Origin of the sequence: Pseudomonas sp. 9.1(2019) (assembly GCF_009910445.1) — a bacterium.
Taxonomy (GTDB): Bacteria; Pseudomonadota; Gammaproteobacteria; order Pseudomonadales; family Pseudomonadaceae; genus Aquipseudomonas; species Aquipseudomonas paraversuta.
Map to the genome: position 1 here is coordinate 335024 of NZ_VBWF01000002.1, position 19075 is coordinate 354098.

Consider the following 19075-nt stretch of genomic DNA (forward strand, 5'->3'; position numbering starts at 1 on the left):
CTACGTCTTTTGATGATCCAAAGAAGGAACCCGCTCGATAGAATTCCGTCTGCTGCAATACCTGTGCTGAAAACACAGCACAGCGTACGCGCAGATAACTGTCGCCATTTACCGGATATTCTGCGTGAATACCGACTTTATGCTTTCGAATCGGCGTTCGCCGATTGTTTTACCTGCAGGGTCTGCCCTGCGGCCTGGATACGTTAATCGCCGGTTACTTATATTGAAGACTTTTGACCATTTGACCGTTGTCGGTCTGCGCGAGTGGGTGGCGCTTCCCGATCTGGGAGTCGCGGGCCTGCGGGCGAAAATCGACACCGGTGCCAGTACCTCCAGCCTGCACGCCACTGAAATCGAGCCGTTTGTGCGTGATGGTGTCGAGTGGGTACGTTTCAATGCCCATTTGGGAACGCTGGTACAACTACGCCACCGCCGGTGCGAAGCGCCGCTGGTGGCGATAAAAACCATTAAAAGCTCCAACGGCCATACCCAAGTGCGTTATGTGATCCGCACCGGCCTGGCACTGGGTGATCGGGTGTGGTCGGTGGAGTTCACCCTCGCCTGCCGCAAATCCATGCGTTACCGCTTGCTGCTGGGCTCAAAAGCGCTGATCGACGGCCAGTTGGTGGTCAATCCAGAGCTTAAATACGTACAAGACAAGCCGGTGTTTCCGGTCACTACTACCTCTGCCACAGGTGTTGCATGAAGATCGCTGTGCTGTCGCGTAACCCGCGTCTGTATTCCACTCGTCGTCTGGTTGAAGCCGGTATCGCACGAGGCCATGAAATGGTAGTGATCGATACCCTGCGCGCCTATATGAACATTGCCAGTCATAAGCCGCAGATCCATTACCGTGGCAAGCCGCTGGAAGGCTTTGATGCGGTGATCCCGCGCATTGGTGCGTCAGTCACGTTTTATGGCTGCGCGGTATTGCGCCAGTTCGAAATGATGGGGGTTTTCCCGCTCAACGAATCGGTGGCAATCGCCCGCTCGCGAGACAAGTTGCGCTCGCTGCAACTGTTGTCGCGCCGCGGCCTGGGCTTGCCGGTGACAGGCTTTGCCCACTCGCCGGATGATATTCCGGACCTGATCGAGATGGTCAATGGTGCACCGCTGGTGATCAAGGTCCTGGAAGGCACCCAGGGTATCGGCGTGGTGTTGTGTGAAACCGCCACCGCGGCCGAGTCTGTGATCGAGGCTTTCATGGGCCTCAAACAGAACATCATGGTGCAGGAGTACATCAAGGAAGCCGGCGGTGCGGATATCCGCTGCTTCGTGGTGGGTGACAAGGTGATTGCGGCCATGAAGCGCCAGGCCAAGCCCGGTGAATTCCGCTCCAACCTGCACCGCGGAGGCAGTGCCAGCCTGATCAAGATCACCCCGCAAGAACGCATGACCGCCATTCGTGCGGCCAAGGTCATGGGGTTGAGTGTGGCCGGGGTCGATATCCTGCGCTCCAACCACGGCCCGCTGGTGCTGGAAGTGAATTCCTCGCCCGGGCTGGAGGGGATCGAAACCACCACTGGCAAGGATGTGGCCGGGCTCATCATTGAGCATCTGGAAAAAAACAGCACGCCGCACATGACCCGGACCAAAGGGAAAGGTTGAAAGCAGCCACCCCTGACAACTCTGCAGGAGCGAGCTTGCTCGCGAGCGGTTAGAAGCTCGCGAGCAAACTCGCTCCTGCAGACAGGCCGAAGGCTTTAAACCGCCCCTCTGGGCAACATCAGGCCCAGCGGCAATCGCACCCGGGCCTCAAGGCCTCCGCCGGCACGGTTACGCAGTTCAACATTGCCGCCGTGCATGGAGGCGATGCGCTTGACGATGGCAAGGCCCAAACCTGTCCCCTTGCCGCCACGCGCACGGTCACCGCGGATAAACGGATTGAAGATGTCTTCAAGCTCTGAAGGGTCGATGCCCGCCCCCCGGTCCATCACACTCAGCACCACATACGGCGCACTGGTGTCGCCGGAGACGTAGGCGGCCACTTCCACGTTATCCCCCGCATGGTGCAAGGCATTGCCGATCAGGTTATTGAGCAAGCGCTTCATCGAGACCCGACGCAGCGCAAACGGCTGAATCGGCTGCAGGCGCAAACTCACTTGATGTTCGTTCTGGTTGTAAGGCGCCACGACTTCGCGAATCAGTTCACACAAATCGACCTCTTCGACCGGCTCATCGCGCCCGTCACGGATAAAGGCCAGGAACTGATCAAGAATCGCGTCCATATCTTCAATGTCGCGCACCATGTCGTCGGACAGGTCGCTGTGGTTGCCCATCAGCTCCAGAGACAGGCGCAAGCGGGTCAACGGCGTTCGCAGGTCGTGGGACACCCCGGCGAGCATCAGCTCGCGTTCACGGCCAGCCTGTTCCACATCTTCTGCCATTTGATTGAAGGCGCTGTACACCTCGGTCATTTCGCTCGGTGTATCACTGATCGGCAGCCGTACACTGCGCCCCTGCCCCAGTTGCCGGGCGGCATAAACCAGACGCTTGAGCGGCTGGTTGAGCTGACTGACGAATATCCATGCCGACGCCGTCGATAACAGGCCGATGGCCAGGAACCAGCCCAGCACACTCCAGATTTTCTGTCCGCGTAACGGATGCGGGTACAGCGGCACTTTCAGCCAGCCATCGCCAAGGCTCGGGGCACGTACCCACAGCGCGGGCGGCGCATGCATGCGCAAGCGAACTTCGGTATCGGCACCCAGCTCTGCCTGCATCTGGCGCTCATAAATCTCACTGTACGGCCAGTGCTGCTCGCCTTCAGGTACGCCACCGCCGACCACCCGGATCAAACCGGCCGCATCGGCAATTTTTTCGCGATTTTCTTCATCGGCTGCCCAATAGGCGCGCAGGGTCAAAGCCACGCCATGGCTGTACTGGCGGTCGACCAGCATGTCTTCGTTCATCAGCAGATAAACCAGGGTCAGGGCCTTGGAGAACAGTACGACAATGAGGACCAGCCACAGGGTGCGGGAGAAAAAACTTTGGGGGAACCACAGAGGGGTTTTCATAGACAGCCGTCTTAACACTTTGCAGGAGCGAGTTGTGAGGCTCGCAAAATTTGGAATCGCGAGCCTTCGGGCATCCGGGTACCGGAAAGGCTCGCTCCTACAAATGATCCGTCACTTGGTCGCGTTGCCGTCCGGCACGAACACATAGCCTACGCCCCAGACAGTCTGGATATAGCGCGGTTTGGACGGGTCAGGTTCGATCATGCGGCGCAAGCGGGAAATCTGAACGTCGATGGAACGCTCCAGGGCATCCCATTCACGGCCACGGGCCAGGTTCATCAGCTTGTCGCGGGTCAACGGCTCGCGGGCATGCATGACCAGCGCTTTAAGCACGGCGAACTCGCCGGTGGTGAGCATGTGAACTTCATCGCCACGCTTGAGTTCGCGGGTTGCCAGCGACAACTCGTAATCACCAAAGGTAACGCTTTCGTCTTCGCTGCCCGGTGCACCCGGTACCGGCGCTGCCTGACGACGCAATACCGCACGCACCCGCGCCATCAGCTCGTCAGGGTTGAACGGCTTGGCCAGATAATCGTCCGCGCCCAGTTCCAGGCCCTTGATGCGGCTCAGTTCGTCACCTTTGGCGGTCAGCATGATGATCGGCACACGGTTGCCCGCAGCACGCAGGCGGCGGCAAGCGGACAGCCCGTCTTCACCGGGCAGCATCAGGTCCAGCACCACCAGGTTGAATACCTCGCGGGCCAGCAAACGGTCCATTTGTTCCACGTTCGGCACAGCGCGGGCGCGATAGCCCTTGCTGACGAAGAAACGTTCCAGCAGGCTGCTCAGCCCCGGATCGTCGTCAACGATGAGAATTTTTTCGCCTTCTGCCGCTTGTGCAATGCTGCTCATTAGATGCTCCTGTGATCTCGGCGCGCATTATGGCTTAGCTGCTGTCATGCGCATGGAGTGCATTGTTAGCAGATTTTTCCTCCGCGAACAGCACGCAGACCAATGTGCGCCGTAGCGTAGCCCCCTGAATTCGGGAACGCTGGTTATAATGCGCCGCCTTTTGTGTCGGGCAACCTTGGATTTTCAAAGATCGCGCCAGAATTTATTTTTTCAAGTCCTGGCGTAATGTGCTGATTTCGCGGGTCAACAGGCCGCCCTTTTGGCCCAGGCAGCGGCCCCGTTAAGGTCGCTCAACCAGCCTCGCAAGCCAAGAAACCCGGGCATGCGAGCCTGCTTCACAATTTGTCAGGTGGTTTTATGGACAGCATCAACAGCCGCATCGCCGAAGAACTTGGCGTGCGCCCGCAGCAGGTCGAAGCGGCCGTCGCGCTTCTGGATGAAGGCTCCACCGTACCCTTCATTTCCCGCTACCGTAAGGAAGTGACCGGCAGCCTGGATGACACCCAGTTACGTCATCTGGAAGAACGCCTGCGCTACCTGCGTGAACTCGACGAACGGCGTATCAGCATCCTCGCCAGCATCGAAGAACAAGGCAAATTAACCCCGGAACTGGCCCGCGACATCAAACTCGCCGAGACCAAGACCCGCCTTGAAGACCTGTACCTGCCGTACAAACAGAAGCGCCGCACCAAGGGTCAGATCGCCCTGGAAGCGGGCCTGGGTGAACTGGCAGACGGCCTGTTCAACGACCCGACGCAAACCCCTGAAATCGAAGCAGCACGTTTTGTCGATGCTGAAAAAGGCGTGGCAGACGTCAAGGCAGCACTCGACGGCGCCAAGTACATCCTCATGGAGCGCTTCGCCGAAGACGCCAGCCTGCTGGATAAACTGCGCAGTTTCCTGAAACAGGAAGCGATCCTCAGCGCCCGGGTGATTCCCGGCAAAGAAGAGGAAGGCGCCAAGTTCCGCGATTACTTCGAACACGACGAGCCGCTCAAAAGCATGCCGTCGCACCGCGCGCTGGCGATTTTCCGTGGCCGCAACGAAGGCATTCTCAGCTCCTCGCTTAAAGTCGGCGAAGAGCTGCCGGGCACCATGCACCCCGGCGAAATGATGATCAGCGAGCGTTTCGGCCTGCAAAACCAGAACCGCCCGGCTGACAAATGGCTGGGCGAAGTGGTGCGCTGGACCTGGAAGGTCAAGCTTTACACCCACCTTGAAACCGACTTGCTGGGTGAGTTGCGCGACGGGGCAGAAACCGAAGCCATCAACGTGTTCGCCCACAACCTGCATGACTTGCTGCTGGCCGCACCTGCCGGCCCGCGCGCAACCCTGGGCCTGGACCCGGGCCTGCGTACCGGCTGCAAGATTGCCGTGGTCGATGCCACCGGCAAAATGCTCGAATACGCCACCGTGTACCCGCACGTGCCGCACAACAAGTGGGATCAAACCATCGCCGTCATGGCCGCCCTGTGCGCCAAGCACTCGGTCGAACTGATCGCCATCGGTAACGGTACCGCCAGCCGCGAAAGCGACAAGCTGGTGATTGATCTGATCAAAAAATACCCGGCTCTGAAAGTCACCAAAGTGATGGTGTCTGAAGCCGGTGCTTCGGTGTACTCGGCGTCAGAACTGGCCGCCAAGGAATTCCCCGACCTCGACGTATCGATCCGTGGCGCGGTGTCGATTGCCCGCCGCCTGCAGGATCCGCTGGCAGAGCTGGTGAAAATCGATCCTAAATCCATCGGTGTCGGCCAGTACCAGCACGACGTATCCCAGCTCAAGCTGGCACGCGGCCTGGACGCCGTGGTTGAAGACTGCGTAAACGCCGTGGGCGTTGACGTGAACACCGCATCGGTGGCGCTGCTGGCCCGCATCTCGGGGCTCAATGCCACACTGGCGCAAAACATCGTCAGCCATCGCGATGAAAACGGCGCGTTCAAAACCCGCGCGGCACTGAAAAAAGTCAGCCGTCTGGGCGAAAAAACCTTCGAACAGGCTGCCGGTTTCCTGCGGGTAATGAATGGCGACAACCCGCTGGACGCTTCTGCGGTTCACCCCGAGGCCTACCCGCTGGTCAAGCGCATTGCCTCGGACACCGAGCGCGACATTCGCTCGCTGATCGGCGACGCGAGCTTTCTCAAGCGTCTTGATCCGAAGAAATTCACTGACGAAACCTTCGGCCTGCCGACGGTCACCGACATTCTCCAGGAGCTGGAGAAACCTGGCCGCGATCCGCGTCCCGAGTTCAAGACTGCCGAGTTCCAGGAAGGCGTCGAAGACCTCAAGGACCTGCAACTGGGGATGATTCTGGAAGGCGTGGTGACCAACGTGACCAACTTCGGTGCCTTCGTCGATATCGGCGTCCATCAGGACGGCCTGGTGCATATTTCGGCCCTGTCCGAGAAATTCATCAAGGACCCGCGTGAAGCCGTAAAAGCCGGTGACGTGGTCAAGGTCAAGGTCATGGAAATCGACATTCCACGTAAACGCGTGGGTCTGTCGATGCGCATGAGCGACACCCCCGGCGAGAAGATCGACGGGGCTCGTGGCGCGCGTCCGGGTTCGGCACCGCGCCAGCAAAACACTGCGCCGCGTAAGGAAACCGTGGCTGCGGCCCCGGCCAATAACGCGATGGCATCGCTGTTTGCCAACGCCAAACAGTTGAAAAAACGCCCATGACGCTCCCCGACGGCCTGACCCAAAGCGCCTTCAGCGAGCTGATCGGTTGCCGCGTGCAGTCGGTGCAAGACGGTATTGCGCAGGTTGCACTAAGCCTGGAACCGCAACTGCGCAACCGGGGCGGCAAACTGCACGGCGGGGTTTTGTTCAGCCTGGTGGATATCAGCATGGGGCTGGCGTGTTCCAGCGTCCATGGCTTTGACCAGCAGAGCGTGACCATCGAGTGCAAAATCAACTACATCCGGGCAGTGTCCGAAGGCGAAGTACTGTGCATCGCCAAAGTCATTCACCCCGGAAGGCGCACCCTGGTCGTCGAGGCAGACGTGCTGCAAGGCGACAAACTGGTGGCGAAAGCCCAAGGCACCTTCGCCGTCCTGTAGCCGCCGGCAGGTGAATTGAGTTAATTTCGGCGCTGCAAGGGGCAACAGGCCCTGATGCAGTGCCGGAATTCGCTTGAAGCGCCGGGACCGAAACAAAGACGGGCGACACATTACAAGCCAGGCGACAACGCCAGTTTCAACTTCACCCTTGTAGACCGTCCTGACCACCCCCATATTGGGGCGACTGACGCGTGAAGGAATCCAACTTGAGCCAACTTCTCAACCGCCGCCTGGCTCTGCTCAGCGAGCGCGCTAACCTCTCACTGCTGGAGCAGTGCCTGCACGGTATCGAGCGCGAATGCCTGCGCGTTACGGCCAATGCCCGCCTGGCGCAGACCCCGCACCCCGAAGAACTGGGCTCGGCACTGACCAACGATCAAATCACCACCGACTATTCCGAGTCGCTGCTGGAGTTCATCACCCCGGCCCTGCCTGATCCGGCAGAGACGCTGGCCAGCCTCGACAAGATTCACCGTTTTGCCTACAGCAAACTCGGCAACGAGTACCTGTGGAGTCCTTCGATGCCGTGCCCGTTGCCGGCCGAAGAAGATATTCCGATTGCCTACTACGGCACCTCCAACATCGGACAGCTCAAGTACGTGTACCGCAAGGGCCTGGCTCTGCGTTACGGCAAGACCATGCAGTGCATCGCCGGCATTCATTACAACTTCTCCCTGCCTGAAACACTGTGGCCGGTGCTGATGAAGGATGAAGGCTTTGTTGGCACCGATCGCGACTACCAGTCCAACGCCTACATCGCGTTGATTCGTAATTTCCGTCGTTACAACTGGCTGCTGATGTACCTGTTTGGCGCTTCCCCTGCGCTGGATGCGGGTTTCCTGCGCGGCCGTTCCCATCAGCTGGAACAGCTGGATGCCGATACGCTGTACCTGCCCTACGCCACCAGCCTGCGCATGAGCGACCTGGGTTACCAGAGCAACGCCCAGGCCGGTCTGACGCCCTGCTACAACGACCTCAACAGCTACACCGACAGCCTGCGCAAAGCTGTGGCCACGCCTTACGCGCCCTATGTCGAGATCGGCACCCACAAAGATGGCGAATGGGTGCAGCTCAATACCAACATCCTGCAAATCGAAAACGAGTACTACTCCAACATCCGCCCCAAGCGCGTGACCTACACCGGCGAACGGCCGATTCAGGCCCTGGTGTCCCGTGGCGTGCAGTATGTAGAAGTGCGCTTGCTCGACATCAACCCGTTCCTGCCCGTGGGCATCGATTTGCCTGAAGCACGTTTTCTGGATGCGTTCCTGCTGTATTGCGCGTTCCAGGAAAGCCCGCAATTCGACACTACGACCTGCAGTGATTGCTCATCGAACTTCCTCAGCGTGGTCAAGGAAGGTCGCCGTCCGGGCCTGCAATTGCAGCGCAATGGCCAGCCGGTCGACATGAAGGAATGGGCGGCAGAACTGCTGGAACAGATTGCGCCACTGGCCGCACTGCTCGATGCAAGCCATGGCGGCGACGCCCACAGCAAGGCGCTGGACGAACAGCTGGCGAAGGTCAATGACGTGTCACTGACGCCTTCAGCCAAAGTCCTGGCCAGCATGATCGAGCACAAGGAAAGCTTCTCCCAGTTCTCGATGCGCCAAAGCCTGGCCCATGCCGAGTTCTTCCGTAACGAGCCGCTGAGTGCTGAAGACCAGGCGGCATTCGAAGAAAAGGCCCGCAGTTCGCTGGTACAGCAAACCGAACTGGAACAGAACGAAGTCGGGGATTTTGATTTGTTCGTCGCCTCGTATCAGGCGAGCATTCTGGCGATCAGTAACTAAAAGCCCTTACCCGGCCCTGTCCTTTGAGACGGGGCCGGGGTGAGGGAGCGCGGGTTACAGCGCCTTCTCGAATATCTTGGAATTACGCTGAAAGTTGTATAGCGACGCACGCGCTGCCGGCAGTCGCTCGACGCTGCTCGGCTCAAAGCCACGTTCGCGGAACCAGTGGGCCGTGCGGGTGGTCAGCACGAACAGGGTTTTTAGCCCCTGGGCCCGGGCACGGTTTTCGATGCGTTCCAGCAGCTCGTCGCCACGACGGCCATGGCGATACTCAGGATTCACCGCCAGACACGCCAGCTCCCCCGCATCCGAATCGGCAATCTGATACAGCGCCGCACAGGCGATGATCATGCCTTCACGCTCAACCACACTGAACTGCTCGATCTCGCGCTCCAGCACTTCGCGCGAGCGGCGTACCAGAATGCCCTGCTCTTCCAGCGGGCTGATCAGGTCGAGCAAACCACCCACGTCTTCAATCGCCGCTTCGCGGGTCACTTCGAATTGTTCCTGGGCCACCAGCGTACCGCCGCCGTGACGGGTAAACAGTTCGGTCAGCAACGCGCCATCTTCGGCGTAGCTGACGATATGGCTACGGGCCACGCCGCCACTGCAGGCCTCGGCAGCCGCCTCCAGCAGTTCGGCCTGGTAATCGCTACCCAGACGCTTCATGTGCGCCGGTACCTGTTGCGGACGCAACTCACGGACCAGATGCCCGGTCTCGTCGAGCAGGCCCGATTCGGCACCGAACAACAGCAGCTTGTCAGCCCCCAGGTCGATAGCGGCGCGGGTAGCGACGTCTTCGCAAGCCAGGTTGAAAATCTCCCCTGTCGGCGAGTAGCCCAACGGTGACAACAGCACGATCGAGCGCTCGTCCAGCAGGCGGTTGATGCCCTTGCGGTCGACCCGGCGCACTTCGCCGGTGTGATGATAATCCACACCCTCGAGCACACCGATCGGGCGCGCCGTGACCAGGTTGCCGCTCGCCACCCGCAGGCGTGAACCCTGCATCGGCGAAGAGGCCATGTCCATCGACAGGCGCGCTTCAATGGCAATTCGCAGCTGGCCGACGGCGTCGATTACACACTCCAGGGTCGGCGCATCGGTAATGCGCATGCCTTGGTGGTAACGCGGCACCAGGCCACGGGCTTCAAGCCGGCTTTCGATTTGCGGGCGCGAGCCATGGACCAGCACCAGCCGCACGCCCAGGCTGTGCAACAGCACCAGGTCGTGAACTATGTTGCCAAAATTGGAATGCGCCACACCGTCGCCGGGGAGCATGACGACGAATGTGCAGTCGCGGTGAGCATTGATGTAAGGGGAAGCATGACGCAGCCAGTTAACGTAATCGTGCATAACCAGAGCCTGTAAAAAAATGAGCAGCCTGAAAAGGGCAAAAACAGCGAACGCACAACGGGCTGGTGGTTATCGTCGAAACATACTTGGCAACACGCGTGTTCTCCTTGTGTATGGAAATGGCGAGAAGCTGGCTTGCCAGCCCCCACCTTTTTGCTAGGTCAGGCAATAGTGTCCGATCAGCTGACTCAATAGACGAACTGTCGGCTGCAAACGTGACATTTCCAGGTGTTCTCCCGGTTGATGGGCGCAGGCGATGTCGCCGGGGCCCAGCACTATGGTTTCGCAGCCAAGTTGCTGAAGATAAGGCGCTTCGGTACCAAACGCCACTGCTTGCGCGCGATGCCCGGTGAGGCGCTCGGCTACCCGCACCAATTCAGCGTCGGCAGCCTGTTCAAATGGCGGCACACCACCGGCAATCGGCGCGAAGTCGATCTGCACTTGATGCCGCTCCGCCAATGGCTGCAGCTTGCTGCGAATGATTGCCCGCAGCTCGTTCGGGTTCATGCCCGGTAAAGGCCGCAGGTCAAACTCCAGCGAACACTGACCGCAAATCCGGTTGGGATTGTCGCCACCGTGAATGCAGCCAAAGTTCAGGGTCGGTTGCGGCACGCTGAACTGCGGGTTGCGAAACTCGTTGAGCCATTGCTGGCGCAGGCCTTTAAGCTCGCTGATGGCATCGTGCATGGCTTCCAGCGCACTGTGGCCCAGGTCAGGGTCCGATGAATGGCCGCTGCGCCCCAGAATATCGATGCGTTCCATCATCACGCCCTTGTGCATGCGGATCGGCTTGAGCCCGGTAGGCTCCCCGATCACGGCAGCGCGCCCGAGGGGACGTCCGGCTTCGACCAATGCCCGGGCGCCTGCCATCGACGTTTCTTCGTCACACGTGACCAAAATCAGCAGTGGCTGTTTGAACGGCTGATCAAGCAGCGGACGCACAGCCTCGATCACCAGCGCAAAAAAACCTTTCATGTCACAACTGCCAAGGCCTACCCAGCGATTGTCGACTTCCGTCAGCTTCAGTGGATCGGTCTGCCACAACGCTTCGTCGTAGGGCACGGTGTCGCTATGCCCCGCCAGTACCAGCCCGCCGGGGCCGCTGCCAAAGCTGGCGAGCAAATTGAACTTGCCCGGATTGACCTGCTGGATATCGCAGTTGAAACCCAGCTCGGCGAGCCAGGTCGCCAGCAAGTCGATCACCCCTCGATTGGATTGATCCAGATGGGGCTGGGTGCAACTGACCGACGCGGTGCCGATCAAGGCAGCGAACTGCTCTTTCATGGAAGGTAAAGGCATGCGCTGACTTCCTGTTGGCTGGGCGAGGCCCATCATAGAGCCATCCAGCAGGCAGAATAAACCCGTGCGACGCGCCGGGGCGGCTTGTCCTGTACACTGCACGGCCTTGGCAGCCACACTTTTCCCGGCTGCGCACCGATCCTGGATTTTCCGGCCATGCAAAAAGAAACTGAAATCAAACTCCGCGTCAGCCGCGAAACCCTCGCCGCCTTGCGCGAGCACCCACTGCTGAAAAAGCGCAACAAAAGTGGCTGGGAAAGCCGTGAGTTGTTGAACCAGTACTTCGACACGCCTGAGCGCGACCTGGCCAAGGCCAAGGTTGCCCTGCGCCTGCGCCGTGATGGCGAAGAAGTTATCCAGACCCTCAAGACCCGCGGCCAGAGCATTGCCGGGCTGTCGGAGCGTAACGAATACGACTGGAAGCTGGCGAAAGCCAAGCTCGACACCAAAAAACTCGACGGCGAATGCTGGCCCGAAGAGTTGGCCGAGCTGGACAAGAAAACCCTGAAACCGATCTTCACCACAGATTTTGTCCGCGAACGCGCTGAAATTTCCTGGGGCCGCGGCAAAGCCAAAGTCGTGATCGAAGCGGCGCTGGACTTCGGCCATGTGATTGCCGGCAAGCAGAAAGAAGAAATCTGCGAGCTGGAACTCGAACTGCGCGAAGGCGAGCCGGCTGCATTGCTGGAACTGGCAGCCGAGCTGGCCGAGAAGCTGGCCCTGATGCCATGCGACATCAGCAAGGCAGAACGCGGCTATCGCCTGTTCGACGCCAACAGCTATGCCGTCAGCCTGCCGGCACCTGTTCTGACCCCGCAAACACCGCTGGACGACGCCTTTGCTGCGCTGGCCTGGCACCTGTTGGGCAGCAGCCAGCGTCTGGCCGAGCAGTACCGTTTCAATGGCCACTGGCGTTTGCTGCAAGACTGGGTTCAGCAACTGACTGACCTGCGGGCACTGGTCAGCAGCCTGGGTCAGGCCGCACCACGTCAGTCCACCAGCGCGTTGCGTGCCGAGCTCGATGCCTTGCTTGAAGACTGGCGCCCGCTGGTACAAATCGGCCAGGACGACGAAGACGTGCGTAAAGCCGCGCCGGAGCAGTTCCTGGAAGAGCTGGAAGATCCACGCTGGGGTCAGTTCTCGCTGAACACCTCGCGCTGGTTGATGGCCCGCAGCTGGACCATTGATCGCGGCACAACCCGTGGCAATCGCCAGGGTGCTGCGCAGCTGGCCAGCTGGTTGCCGCGTCTGCTGTCGGACGAAGCCATCGCCCTGCGTCTGAACCGCTACCAGCAACAACCCGAAGATCTGGCCGAGCAACTGCCACGCATCGAACGGATTCAGGCATGGCTGCGCCTGGCGCGTAACGTGCTGGAAATCCCGGAAATCGATCGTTTGTACGGCGAAATGAACAAACTGCAGGAACTGGCCAACCAGCCAATCTCTGAAGATGCCGAGAGCAACGACTTGCTGCTCAACGCTCGCAAGCAGCAAGCGATTGCGGTGTACCAGAACCGCGCCTGGAAAACCCTGCTGCGCGGCTAAGTACCCGGCCCCTGCAGGAGCGAGCTTGCTCGCTCCTGCAGCTGCAGCCCTACTTCGTGCCTTTGGGCATGTCCGCGTCAGGGGTACGCCAGATCAGCCGTGTGGTGTCATAGCCCTGTTGTTGAGCCTTGTTCAGCAACTCCTCACGGGTTTGCTGATCGATCTGCGGCTTGCGTGACAGCAGCCACAAATAACGCCGGTCCGGATTACCCACCAGCGCCGTGCTGTAGCCATCCCCCAGGTACAACACCCAGTAATCGCCCTTGGTCACCCCCGGCAGCAGGGATGACACCCAGTTGTCGAACTCGACCCACAGCTTGTCGGTTTTCCCCGCAACCTGGGGCGTCGCTGTGCCCGTGGCTTCTTCCCACTTGCCTTCTGCAGTCCGGCAACGGTTCAGTACTGCAACGTTACCGTCCGGCTTGAGACTGTAGTGCGCCTCGGATTGTGCACAGTTGCGCTGGAAGAACATCGGCAACCTTGCCTGTTCGTACCAGGTGCCCTGATAACGCTTGAGATCGACGCTTTCGACGGTTTTGGGGGCCAGCGAATCAGTGTCGGAAGTGGCGCATCCGGCCAACAGCAGCGCAGCGCCGAGCGAAGCTAAAAGACCTTTCATCGCAAACGCTCCTTAATCCTTACTTCAGACCCTGACCCGAGAAGATCAGTACTTTATCGCCCGCATATTGCACGCTGATAAAGCTGGTCTTGTCACCCCAGGTGCAGCTCGACATACCCAGTGCACCGGAACAATCGGTCGGGCTACCCAAGAGTTTTTCGACCTCGGCCTTGGTCATGCCGGCCGACAGTTTTGCGTAATTTTCCTGATTGACCTTGCTGCATGCCGCCAGCAAAACGCAGAACGACAACATCGCCAAAGAACGCAACTTCATGGAAAAGCTCCTGATTGAGAAAGTCGGCCGAGCCGCCTGATGCAAGCTTAGAAGAGAAAAGTGCGGGGTGGTTCCCGGAGGGCGGGGGATTTGTTCCAGGGCCGGAAACAACTGTAGGAGCGAGCTTGCTCGCGAGCTGTTTGAAAAGCTCGCGAGCAGGCTCGCTCCTACAGGAGGGTAACGCGGGGTTTTACTTGGCGTGGTACGAGGTCACGCGCGCCACTTCTTCTTTCGAACCCAGGAACACTGCTACACGCTGGTGCAGGCCTTCCGGCTGGATGTCGAGGATGCGCTGGTGGCCGTCAGTGGACGCACCACCCGCCTGCTCCACCAGGAACGACATCGGGTTGGCTTCGTACATCAGACGCAATTTACCCGGCTTGGACGGCTCGCGGCTGTCGCGCGGGTACATGAACAGACCGCCACGGGTCAGGATCCGGTGTACGTCAGCAACCATCGCGGCAACCCAGCGCATGTTGTAGTTCTTTTCCAGCGGCCCTTCTTCGCCAGCCAGCAACTCGTCGACGTAGCGCTGTACCGGAGCTTCCCAGTGACGCTGGTTGGACATGTTGATGGCGAATTCCTGAGTGGTTTCAGGAATGGTGATGTCTTCGTGGGTCAGCACGAAGCTGCCCATTTCGCGATCCAGAGTGAAGCCTTTGACGCCGTCACCCAGGGTCAGTACCAGCATGGTCTGAGGGCCGTAAATGGCATAACCGGCCGCTACCTGTTGTGTACCTGGCTGCAGGAAGGCCTTTTCATTCAAAGGCTCGTTCTGGGTCAGATATTCGTTCGGGCAACGCAGTACCGAGAAGATAGTGCCGACCGGCGCGTTGATGTCGATGTTCGACGAACCATCCAGCGGGTCGAAAACCAGCAGGTAGGCGCCTTTCGGGTATTTGCCCGGAATCTGGTAGGCATTGTCCATTTCTTCGGACGCCATGCCGGCCAGGTGACCGCCCCATTCGTTGGCTTCGAGCAGGATTTCGTTGGAAATCACGTCGAGTTTCTTCTGCACTTCACCTTGTACGTTTTCAGTGCCCATGCTGCCCAGAACACCACCCAGGGCGCCTTTGGACACGGCGTGGTTGATCTCTTTGCAAGCACGCGCCACCACTTCGATGAGGAAACGCAAATCAGCAGGAGTGTTGTTGCTGCGGGTCTGCTCGATCAAATAGCGACTCAGGGTAACGCGGGACATGTAAGGCTCCGAACAATGGGGAGGGGGCGAAAAACCCGCGCAGTTTAACGCGTGTTGCCGTGCAAATCTTCTAATCAGACTCAGAACCGGCCGAGCGGGTTCAGCTGAATCCTTAAATCAGGCAAAAATCTGTAGCCGCTGCCGCAGGCTGCGATACGTCCCGCAGGGGCCTGGCTCTTGAAAGCACGGGCCCGGCGGTCTCGATCGCAGCCTGCGGCAGCGACTGCAAGCGCTCTACATGGCTTTCCAGATTTCAGTCGCATACTCGCGAATGGTCCGGTCCGAGGAGAACCAGCCCATGCGCGCCGTGTTCAGTACCGCCTTGCGCCACCAGGCGTCCGTGTCATGCCACAGGGTTTCGACCCGCATCTGGGCCGCCCAGTACGCATCGAAATCGGCACAGACCAGAAACCGGTCGTAATCAATCAGCGAATCGACAAAACCGGTGTATCGCGCCGGATCATCGTGGGAGAAGACCCCGCCGCGTATGGCCTGCAATACATCATCAAGTCGATGTGAGGCTGCAATATCGGGCCCGGCGTGAAACTCGCCATTACGCTTGCGGGCTTCGACCTGCTCCGCACTGAGGCCGAAAATAAACATGTTATCGGCCCCCACCCGTTCGCACATTTCCACGTTGGCTCCGTCCATGGTGCCGATGGTCAGCGCCCCGTTGAGACCGAACTTCATATTGCTGGTACCCGATGCCTCGTAGCCCGCAGTGGATATCTGCTCGGACAAGTCAGCTGCCGGAATGATGCTCTCGGCCAGGCTGACGTTGTAGTTGGGGATAAATACCACTTTGAGCAGGCCGCGCACGGTCGGGTCGTTGTTCACAGTACGGGCAATATCATTGGCCAGTTTAATGATGAGCTTGGCCTGCTCATAACTGGCCGCCGCCTTGCCCGCGAAAATCTTGACCCGGGGTACCCAGTGGTTGCCCGGTTCGGCACGAATGGCCTGGTACAGCGCAACGGTGTGCAACAGGTTGAGCAGTTGGCGCTTGTACTCGTGAATCCGTTTGACCTGCACATCGAACATCGCTTCAGGATTGACCACCACCCCCAGCCGCTCATATATGAGCGCTGCCAACGTGCATTTGCTTTGCAGACGCTGCTCGGCGAATTGCTTGCGGAAATCTGCGCGCTCGGCAAAAGGCTCCAGCTTGATCAGCTTGTGCTCGGTTTCATCGAGGACATCAGGCCCCAGCGCGTTAACCAGCATAACGGTCAATGGCGGATTGGCCTGAAACAGCCAGCGGCGGAAAGTAACGCCATTGGTCTTGTTGTTGATCCGGTCCGGGTAAAGCTTGTGCAACTCGGAGAACACCGTGCTGCGCATCAACTGGGTGTGCAGTCCGGAAACGCCGTTGACACTGTGGGAACCGAGAAACGCCAGATTGCCCATCCGCACCCGGCGGCCATGCTCTTCTTCAATCAGGGACACGGCACGCAGCACATCGAAATCATGCACCCCCTGGTTGCGCAGTGAGTCGATGTGATAGCCGTTGATCAAGTAGATGATCTGCATATGACGCGGCAACATGCGCTCCATCAACCCCACAGGCCAGGTTTCAAGCGCTTCGGGGAGCAGGGTGTGATTGGTGTACGACAAGGTATCGACGGTGACTTTCCAGGCCGTCGGCCACTCGATGCCGTGTTCATCAACCAGGATGCGCATCAGTTCCGCAACGGCGATCGAGGGATGAGTGTCGTTGAGCTGGATGGAAACATGCTCGGCCAGATTCAGCAGCGTGTCGTGAACGTGCAGGTGTCTGCGCAACAGATCCTGCAGCGAAGCCGAGACGAAGAAAAACTCCTGGCGCAAGCGCAGTTCCTGCCCGGCCTCGTTGCTGTCTGCCGGATACAGCACACGGGAGATGCTTTCGGCACGCACCACCTCGGCCACTGCACCCAAATGGTCACCGGCATTGAAACGCCCCAGGTTCAAGTCATGCAGGGCCCTGGCCCGCCACAGGCGCAAGGTGTTGACACTGGCACCGCGCCAGCCGACGACGGGTGTGTCATAGGCGATGGCCCGCACCGTCTCGCTGGGTTCCCAGACCTGGCGTGACTGGCCGTGTTCATCCTGCCGGGTTTCAACCGCTCCGCCAAAACCTATCAAGTACGTCACTTCGGCGCGCTCAAACTCCCACGGGTTGCCGAAGTCCAGCCAGTTCTCGGTTTGCTCTTGCTGCCAGCCGTCGACGATGCTCTGGCGGAACAGTCCGTGCTCATAACGGATGCCGTAGCCGTGGGCGGCAACGCTCAGGGTGGACATGCTTTCCATGAAACAGGCAGCCAGCCGACCCAGCCCGCCGTTGCCAAGCGCCGCATCGGGCTCCAGCAGGCGGATACGTTCCAGATCGACCCCAAGCCCGGTCATCGCCTCACGCGCCACCTCCAGCAGCCCCAGATTGTTCAGGCTGTCATAAAGCAGGCGACCGATCAGAAACTCCAGCGACAGGTAATACACCCGCTTCTGATCCTTGCGATAAATCTGCCGCGTGTGGTCCATCCAGTGCTCGACCATATGGTCGCGGGCAGCCAGTGCAATGGCTTCAAACCAGTCATGGTCAAACGCGTGTTCCGGGTCCTTGCCCACCGCGTAAGTCAGTTTGGCTACTACGGCGGCCCGAAAAGCCGCCACCTGTGCGTCACGAACAAGCGGTTCCTGGGGCATCGATACAACCTCGAGCGAGATGGAGCGATTTGAAGAACGGGTGGATTCAGCCTAGACCTTTCGACAGGAACTAAACGCTTTGATTCGGGCTTTTATGGCGGTTTCCATAAAAAAAACTGACGAAATGAACATTGCCCCAAAACGATGCGCATACGAGAAAGGGCGCCTTAAAACATGGCCCTGATCGAAAAACCGGCAAATGGTTGTTCACAGATTCACCAACCCCGGTATGATCGCGCGCCCTGATGCACGCCGGAAAACAAGCCTGATGAAGTCCAACCTGATCGCCGCCGCGGAAATCGACCGTATCGATACCTGGGCCAAATACTCCGCGCCCATGTGCGGCTCCTGCATTTCCAGCTGCTGCACGCTGCCGGTGGAGGTCAAGATCAAAGACCTGATCCGTATCGGCATCGTCGATGAGTTCGAGATGGGCGATCCGCCGAAGAACATTGCCAAGCGCCTGCAGAAAGAAGGGATCGTGGAGCGCTTCAACCAGAAGTCCGGGATTTTCACCCTGCAGCGCATGAGCAATAACGACTGCCTGTACCTGGATCGCAAGTCGCGCATGTGCACCATTTACGAGAAGCGCCCGGACACTTGCCGCAATCACCCGCGGATAGGCCCGCGCCCGGGGTATTGCGCCTATGTGCCCAAAGCGGTTGAACGCAAAAACAGCAGCGAGAAGCTGATGGTGTTTTGACCCGAAGGGGCGGCTTGCGGCGATGATAATCCTGCAACCTGCCCCATCCCTGGCAAGCCAGCTCCCACAAGGCCTGCACTGCACCCAATACCTGTGGGAGCCGGCAGCCGGCGATGCTGACCCTGCAACCTGCCCCATCCCTGGCCTGTGCTGCACCCGATACCTGTGGGAGCCGGCTTGCCGGCGATGCTTACCCTGCAACCCGCCCCATCCCTGGCAAGCCAGCTCCCATCAGGCCTGCACTGCACCCGATACCTGTGGGAGCCGGCTTACCGGCGATGCTGACCCTGCAACCTGCCCCATCCCTGGCAAGCCAGCTCCCACAAGGCCTGCACTGCACCCACTATCTGTGGGAGCCGGCTTGCCGGCGATGCTGACCCTGCAACCCGCCCCATCCCTGGCAAGCCAGCTCCCACAAGGCCTGCACTGCACCCATTACCTGTGGGAGCCGGCAGCCGGCGATGCTGACCCTGCAACCCGCCCCATCCCTGGCAAGCCATCTCCCATCAGGCCTGCACTGCACCCATTACCTGTGGGAGCCGGCTTGCCGGCGATGCTGACCCTGCACCTGCCCCATCACTGGCCTGCACTGCACCCAATATCTGTGGGAGCCGGCTGCCGGCGATGCTGACTCTGCAACCTGCCCCATCCCTGGCCTGCACTGCACCCAATATCTGT

At 59.5% G+C, this 19075-nt stretch carries 15 protein-coding genes; 7 read left to right on the forward strand and 8 right to left on the reverse strand.

Features of this window, described 5'->3' with window-relative positions; translation table 11 throughout:
* Positions 1-223 precede the first annotated feature (223 nt).
* Together FEZ21_RS02190 and rimK are read left to right on the forward strand one after the other, a co-directional pair.
* Positions 224-706 carry an ATP-dependent zinc protease gene (locus tag FEZ21_RS02190; RefSeq protein WP_003438674.1) on the forward strand — a complete coding sequence of 161 codons (483 nt, stop codon included), beginning with the start codon at positions 224-226 and terminating at the stop codon, positions 704-706.
* Positions 703-1608, forward strand: coding sequence for a 30S ribosomal protein S6--L-glutamate ligase (rimK, locus tag FEZ21_RS02195; protein WP_003438671.1), 906 nt, complete (start codon positions 703-705; stop codon positions 1606-1608). The genes FEZ21_RS02190 and rimK overlap by 4 nt, the downstream gene beginning before the upstream one ends.
* A 95-nt stretch (positions 1609-1703) precedes the next feature.
* Here the strand turns inward: rimK and FEZ21_RS02200 are convergent, their stop codons facing one another.
* A complete protein-coding gene (locus FEZ21_RS02200) occupies positions 1704-3017 on the reverse strand; it encodes an ATP-binding protein (RefSeq protein ID WP_003438670.1) in 1314 nt (437 codons plus the stop codon).
* 111 nt (positions 3018-3128) lie between these two features.
* The gene (ompR, locus tag FEZ21_RS02205; protein WP_003438667.1) at positions 3129-3869 is read right to left on the reverse strand and encodes a two-component system response regulator OmpR; all 741 of its coding nucleotides are present in this window, start codon (positions 3867-3869) and stop codon (positions 3129-3131) included.
* A gap of 357 nt (positions 3870-4226) precedes the next feature.
* Between ompR and FEZ21_RS02210 the strand changes: the two genes are divergently transcribed.
* The 3 genes from FEZ21_RS02210 (at position 4227) to gshA (ending at position 8721) form a co-directional block, all read left to right on the forward strand.
* Positions 4227-6551, forward strand: a complete 2325-nt coding sequence (locus FEZ21_RS02210) for a Tex family protein (protein WP_003438664.1) — start codon at positions 4227-4229, stop codon at positions 6549-6551.
* On the forward strand, positions 6548-6931 hold the full coding sequence (locus tag FEZ21_RS02215) for a PaaI family thioesterase (RefSeq protein WP_003438660.1): 384 nt from the start codon (positions 6548-6550) through the stop codon (positions 6929-6931). The genes FEZ21_RS02210 and FEZ21_RS02215 overlap by 4 nt, the downstream gene beginning before the upstream one ends.
* A 206-nt stretch (positions 6932-7137) precedes the next feature.
* Complete coding sequence (gene gshA / locus FEZ21_RS02220) at positions 7138-8721, forward strand: glutamate--cysteine ligase (protein WP_003438657.1); 1584 nt, start codon at positions 7138-7140, stop codon at positions 8719-8721.
* A 54-nt stretch (positions 8722-8775) separates the two neighbouring features.
* Here the strand turns inward: gshA and argA are convergent, their stop codons facing one another.
* Together argA and argE are read right to left on the reverse strand one after the other, a co-directional pair.
* Complete coding sequence (gene argA, locus FEZ21_RS02225; RefSeq protein WP_003438654.1) at positions 8776-10074, reverse strand: amino-acid N-acetyltransferase; 1299 nt, start codon at positions 10072-10074, stop codon at positions 8776-8778.
* 156 nt (positions 10075-10230) lie between these two features.
* Entirely contained in the window at positions 10231-11373 is a 1143-nt protein-coding gene (argE, locus tag FEZ21_RS02230; RefSeq protein WP_003438651.1) for an acetylornithine deacetylase, read from the reverse strand.
* A 156-nt stretch (positions 11374-11529) separates the two neighbouring features.
* On the opposite strand from argE, the gene FEZ21_RS02235 reads away from it, so the two are divergent.
* Positions 11530-12918: an inorganic triphosphatase gene (locus FEZ21_RS02235; RefSeq protein WP_003438648.1), complete on the forward strand. Its 1389-nt coding sequence runs from the start codon at positions 11530-11532 to the stop codon at positions 12916-12918.
* A 49-nt stretch (positions 12919-12967) separates the two neighbouring features.
* Here the strand turns inward: FEZ21_RS02235 and FEZ21_RS02240 are convergent, their stop codons facing one another.
* The 4 genes from FEZ21_RS02240 to FEZ21_RS02255 form a co-directional block, all read right to left on the reverse strand.
* Positions 12968-13537 carry a lipocalin family protein gene (locus FEZ21_RS02240; protein ID WP_003438640.1) on the reverse strand — a complete coding sequence of 190 codons (570 nt, stop codon included), beginning with the start codon at positions 13535-13537 and terminating at the stop codon, positions 12968-12970.
* A gap of 19 nt (positions 13538-13556) precedes the next feature.
* Positions 13557-13811: an outer membrane protein assembly factor BamE gene (bamE, locus tag FEZ21_RS02245; protein WP_003438636.1), complete on the reverse strand. Its 255-nt coding sequence runs from the start codon at positions 13809-13811 to the stop codon at positions 13557-13559.
* A 190-nt stretch (positions 13812-14001) separates the two neighbouring features.
* On the reverse strand, positions 14002-15012 hold the full coding sequence (locus tag FEZ21_RS02250) for a class 1 fructose-bisphosphatase (protein ID WP_003438633.1): 1011 nt from the start codon (positions 15010-15012) through the stop codon (positions 14002-14004).
* A gap of 234 nt (positions 15013-15246) precedes the next feature.
* Complete coding sequence (locus FEZ21_RS02255; RefSeq protein ID WP_003438630.1) at positions 15247-17694, reverse strand: glycogen/starch/alpha-glucan phosphorylase; 2448 nt, start codon at positions 17692-17694, stop codon at positions 15247-15249.
* Between the two features lie 265 nt (positions 17695-17959).
* On the opposite strand from FEZ21_RS02255, the gene FEZ21_RS02260 reads away from it, so the two are divergent.
* Positions 17960-18397, forward strand: a complete 438-nt coding sequence (locus FEZ21_RS02260; RefSeq protein ID WP_029612548.1) for a YkgJ family cysteine cluster protein — start codon at positions 17960-17962, stop codon at positions 18395-18397.
* The last annotated feature ends 678 nt before the right edge of the window (positions 18398-19075 follow it).